General features: G+C 73.1%; 5 protein-coding genes. 3 read left to right on the top strand and 2 right to left on the bottom strand.

Going from position 1 to position 4562, the window contains the following annotated elements; translation table 11 throughout:
• Together MHW47_RS32305 and MHW47_RS32300 are read left to right on the top strand one after the other, a co-directional pair.
• Positions 1–192: GNAT family N-acetyltransferase (locus MHW47_RS32305; RefSeq protein ID WP_239227411.1), on the top strand; the 192-nt coding region annotated here is incomplete at its 5' end.
• Between the two features lie 100 nt (positions 193–292).
• Positions 293–1879 carry a Na+/H+ antiporter gene (locus tag MHW47_RS32300; protein ID WP_239227410.1) on the top strand — a complete coding sequence of 529 codons (1587 nt, stop codon included), beginning with the start codon at positions 293–295 and terminating at the stop codon, positions 1877–1879.
• A gap of 6 nt (positions 1880–1885) precedes the next feature.
• On the opposite strand, the gene MHW47_RS32295 is transcribed toward MHW47_RS32300, so the two are convergent.
• Positions 1886–3019, bottom strand: a complete 1134-nt coding sequence (locus tag MHW47_RS32295; RefSeq protein ID WP_239227409.1) for a mechanosensitive ion channel family protein — start codon at positions 3017–3019, stop codon at positions 1886–1888.
• 37 nt (positions 3020–3056) lie between these two features.
• Between MHW47_RS32295 and MHW47_RS32290 the strand changes: the two genes are divergently transcribed.
• Positions 3057–3635, top strand: a complete 579-nt coding sequence (locus MHW47_RS32290) for a dienelactone hydrolase family protein (protein ID WP_239227412.1) — start codon at positions 3057–3059, stop codon at positions 3633–3635.
• A 55-nt stretch (positions 3636–3690) separates the two neighbouring features.
• Here MHW47_RS32290 and MHW47_RS32285 read toward each other — a convergent pair.
• The coding region (locus MHW47_RS32285; RefSeq protein ID WP_239227408.1) for a zinc metalloprotease at positions 3691–4562 on the bottom strand (872 nt) is incomplete at its 5' end.

Below are 4562 nucleotides of genomic sequence, written 5' to 3'. Positions count from 1 at the left end.
CGCGGCCTCGGCGTCGGCGCCGCGCTGGTCCGGGCCATCGAGGACGCCGCCCGCGCGCACGGCCTGACCGCCGTGGACCTGCACGCCCAGACGCACGCCCTGCGCTTCTACGAGCGCCTGGGCTACGAGCCGTACGGCCCCGAGTTCATGGACGCGGGCATCGCGCACCGGGCGATGCGCCGGGCGATCTGACACCCCGCCCCCTCGCCCCGGCGGGCGGGGGCGCGTGACAGGGTGAGGGAGGCCGCCGGGCGCAGACCGGTCCCGGCCGGAGCGCTTGGGAGGGCACCCCGTGGACCAGATGTCACTGCTGCTCCTGCTGCTGCTCGGAGCCGTGGTCACGGTTCCGCTCGGGGACCGGCTGAAACTGCCGGCCCCGGTGCTGATGACCCTGTTCGGGGTGGTGCTGGCCTTCGCCAGCTTCGTGCCCGACGTGGACATCCCGCCGGAGATCATCCTCCCCGCCCTGCTGCCCCCGCTGCTCTACGCCTCGGTCCAGCGCACCTCCTGGCGGCAGTTCGCGGCGAACAAGCGGCCCATCTTCCTGCTGGCCGTGGCGCTGGTCTTCCTGACGACGGCGGCCGTCGCCGTGGTGGCCGACGCGATCGTGCCCGGGCTGCCGCTGGCCGCCGCCGTCGCGCTCGGCGCGCTCGTCGCCCCGCCGGACCCGGTCGCGGCCACCGCCGTCGCCGGGTCGGTCGGACTGCCCCGCCGGCTCATCTCCATCCTGGAGGGCGAGGGGCTGTTCAACGACGTCACCGCGATCGTGCTGTACCACGTGGCCATCGCCGCGGCGGTCAGCGGGACGTTCTCGCTGCCCGAGGCGTTCGGGCTGCTGGTCCTGTCCGCCGTGGTCGCCATCGCGGTCGGGGTCGCGCTCGGCTGGCTCACCATCAAGCTGATGGGGCTGCTCGGCGACGCCACCCTCCAGGTCGGGCTGACCCTGCTGGTGCCGTTCGTGAGCTACGTCCTCGCCGAGGAGCTGAAGGGCTCCGGCGTGCTCGCCGTGCTGATGACCGCGATGTTCCTCGCGGAGCACACCGCGGACGCCGACGACGTCCTGGGCCGGCTCACCGGACGCACCTTCTGGGAGATCGTCGACACCCTCGTCACCGGGATCGCCTTCGGCCTGATCGGGCTCGAACTGCACAACGTGTTCGGTACGGCGGACGGGCGCGAGCTGGAGATGGCCGGCTGGGGCCTGGCCGTCGTCGCGGTCGTCGTCGGCGTACGGCTGCTCTATCTGCTCCCCGCCACCTGGCTGGCCAAGCGGCTGCACACCCGGCGGGACGTCAGCGAGGAGATCCCCACCAGCTGGCGGGAGACCGTGGTGATGTGGTGGGCCGGGATGCGCGGGGTGGCCTCCGTCGCCCTGGCCCTGGCCATCCCGCTGGAGACGGACGACGGCAGCCCGTTCCCCGGCCGCGACGAGATCGTCTTCATCGCGTTCTCCGTGATCATGGTGACCCTGGTCTTCCAGGGACTGACCCTGCCGTGGCTGGTGCGGCGGCTCGGGGTGCGCGCGGACACCGACGCCGAGGCGGCCCTGGAGCGGGAGCTGGCGATCCGGGCGGCCAGGGCGGCCCGGCAGCGGCTCAAGAAGATCGAGGAGACCGAGGACCTCCCCGAGGAGGTCGTCGAGCGGCTGCACCGGCTGGCGTACGAGGTGGGGGCCCGGATCAGCCCCGAGATGGGCGACGACGAACGCCGCGACGCCTACGCCAAGCGCGTCGAGCGGTTCCGCACGGTCGGCCGCGTCCAGCGCGAGATGCTGTCGGCCGCCCGCCACGCGGTGCTCGACGCGCGCAGCGAACCCGGCGCCGACCCCGAGGTCGTGGACCGGGTGCTGCGCCAGCTCGACGTACGCAGCCTGCGCTGAGGGCGGTCAGCCGCGCCCCGTGCGCGGGGCCTTGTCCCAGCCGCTCGCCGGCTTGTCGTCCCGGCCGTTGAGCGGGACGGACGGCCAGGTGTCGCCGGGCGGCAGCGCCGCGGGGGCCGTGGCGACCCGCGGCAGCGCGTACGGGTGGTGGTCGCGCAGCCAGCCGATCAGCTGCTCGCGCACCGCGCAGCGGGCCGTCCAGATGTCGTCCGCGTCCTTCGCCGTGACGACGGCCCGCACCTGGATCGTCGTGGGCGTCGTGTCGGTGACCGCGAGCGACCAGTTGCGGCCGTCCCAGGCGGCGCAGTCGCCGAGGATGTCCCGCAGCTTGTCGCGCATCGCCGCGATGGGCGCCGAGTGGTCCAGGTGGAAGTAGACCGAGCCCGTCATCTGCGCGCCCCCGCGCGACCAGTTCTCGAAGGGCTGGGCCGTGAAGTAGGAGACGGGCATCGTGATCCGCCGCTCGTCCCACGTACGCACCGCGAGGAAGGTCAGCGTGATCTCCTCGATGGTGCCCCACTCGCCGTCCACCACCACGGTGTCGCCGATGCGGACCATGTCCCCGAACGCGATCTGGAGCCCGGCGAACAGGTTGCCGAGGGTGGACTGGGCGGCGACACCGGCGACGATGCCGAGCACTCCGGCCGAGGCCAGCATCGAGGTCCCGACCGTCTGCATCGCCGGGAACGTCAGCAGCATCGCCGCGGCGGCCACGATGCCCACCACCGCGACGACGACGCGCTGGATCAGCGTCACCTGGGTCCGCACCCGGCGCACCCGGGCGGGGTCGCGGTTGTGGGCCGCCGCGTAGCGGGCGTACACCGAGTCGACCACCGCTATGGCGCTGCGCACCACCAGCCAGGCGGACGCCCCGATCAGCACCAGCGTCAGCAGCCGGCCGATGCCCACGTGGTGGTCGCGGACCGCGCCGAGCCGGGTCTGCGCGTACGTGCCGCGCAGCAGCGCGGCGCACATGACCAGCTGGAACGGGATCCGGCAGCGGCGCAGCAGGCCCCACAGCGGCGTCTCGTGGTGCCGGGCGTCGGCACGTCTCAGCAGCAGGTCCAGCAGCCAGCCGGCCGCCAGGGTGATCGCGACCGAGCCGCCCAGGACGATCAGCGGTCGCAGTACGTTCTCCATGCTGTCGCTCTCCATCGTCTCGAACGCAACTGGCACCATGGGCCTCATGAACATCATGCTTTTCCACTCGATGTACGGTCCGCGCCCCGCGGTCCACGCCGCCGCCGAGCGGCTGCGCGCCGCGGGGCACGAGGTGCGCGTGCCCGATCTGTTCGAGGGGCACACCTTCGACTCGGTGGAGGAAGCGGAGGCGTTCCGGGAGGAGACGGGCAAGGACGAGCTGCTGAGGCGGGCCGTCCTCGCCGCCGCCCCCTATTCGGACCAGGGCCTGGTGTACGCGGGCTTCTCCCTGGGCGCCTCGGTCGCCCAGACGCTGGCGCTCGGCGACGCGAAGGCGCGCGGGCTGCTGCTCCTGCACGGTACGTCGGACATCGCCGAGAACGCCTCGGTGGAGGAGCTGCCGGTCCAGCTGCACGTCGCCGACCCGGACCCCTACGAGACGCCCGACTGGCTGAACTCGTGGTACCTGGACATGCAGCGTACCGGGGCGGACGTGGAGATCTACCGCTACCCGGGCGCCGGGCACCTGTTCACCGACCCGGAGCTGCCGGACTTCGACCGGGCGGCGGCGGAGCTGGCCTGGAAGGTCGCGATCGGCTTCCTGGCCACGCTGTGACGGCCGAAGGGCTCCGCGCGGGTCGCGCGGAGCCCTTCGGGAGACGCCGGGGCGGTCAGCCGCGGTACGCGGCCCAGCTGTCGCTCATCCGCCGTGCCTGGCCCGGGGTGAACTGGGTCATGCAGGCGTCGTACGTGTAGTCCATGAAGTTGTGTATCGGGTCGGCGCCGGCCTTCCGGGCGCAGGTGTCGCGGCCGGTGGGGCACTCGTACGCGGGGCTCTTCTCGGCCGGGGTGTCGTCCACGTAGTCGCCGTTGCCGTTGCAGCCGCCCTGGAACGTGTGGTAGAGCCCGAGCCAGTGCCCGACCTCGTGCGTCGCGGTGTCGCCCTCGTCGTAGTGCGTCGCGGAGCCGCCCGGCAGCGAGGCGTCGAGGATGACGACGCCGTCCATGGAGGGGTTGGAGGCGTAGGAGCTGGGGAAGGTCGCCCAGCCCAGGAGCCCGCCGCCCAGGTTGGCGGTGTAGATGTTGAGCGCGCCGGCGCCGCCCTTGCGCAGCGAGGACTTCATCGCCTTCTCGGCCGACGAGCCGGAGGAGAGGTTGTACCAGGAGGCGTTGTCCGTGTAGTCGGTGCCGGCCAGCGTGAACTGGAAGCCGGTCGCGGTGTTGCCGCTGCCCTGGCCGCTGTACGCGGCGTTGAGCACGTTCAGCTGGCTGCTGATGTCGCCCGAGGTGAGCTTGCCCGCGCTGCCGGAGTGGATGACGTGGAAGTACACGGGCACGGTCGCGCCGGCGGCGAGCGAGGGTCCGGTGCCCCGGCGCTCGGTGAGTCTCTGCCGCAGCCGCTGGTCCATGGCCGCCGCCTGGGCGGTGGTCAGCTCGTTGGGGTCGGCGGCGTGCTGCCCGCCGGAGGGACGGGCCTGGCGCGCGGTGGCGGCCGGGGCGTCGGCGCAGGCGTCGGCGGACCGGGCGGCGGTGGCGCCGGAGG

Origin of the sequence: Streptomyces sp. OfavH-34-F, from assembly GCF_022347745.1 — a bacterium.
Classification (GTDB): domain Bacteria; phylum Actinomycetota; class Actinomycetes; order Streptomycetales; family Streptomycetaceae; genus Streptomyces.
The sequence above is the reverse complement of the archived record's forward strand: the minus strand, read 5'-3'. Positions and strand labels throughout refer to the sequence as shown.

Bases quoted from the DNA above. Each gene is read 5' to 3' on its own strand.
- MHW47_RS32295 (WP_239227409.1), bottom strand. From the start codon at position 3,019: ATGGAGAACGTACTGCGACCGCTGATCGTCCTGGGCGGCTCGGTCGCG.
- MHW47_RS32290 (WP_239227412.1), top strand. From the start codon at position 3,057: ATGGGCCTCATGAACATCATGCTTTTCCACTCGATGTACGGTCCGCGC.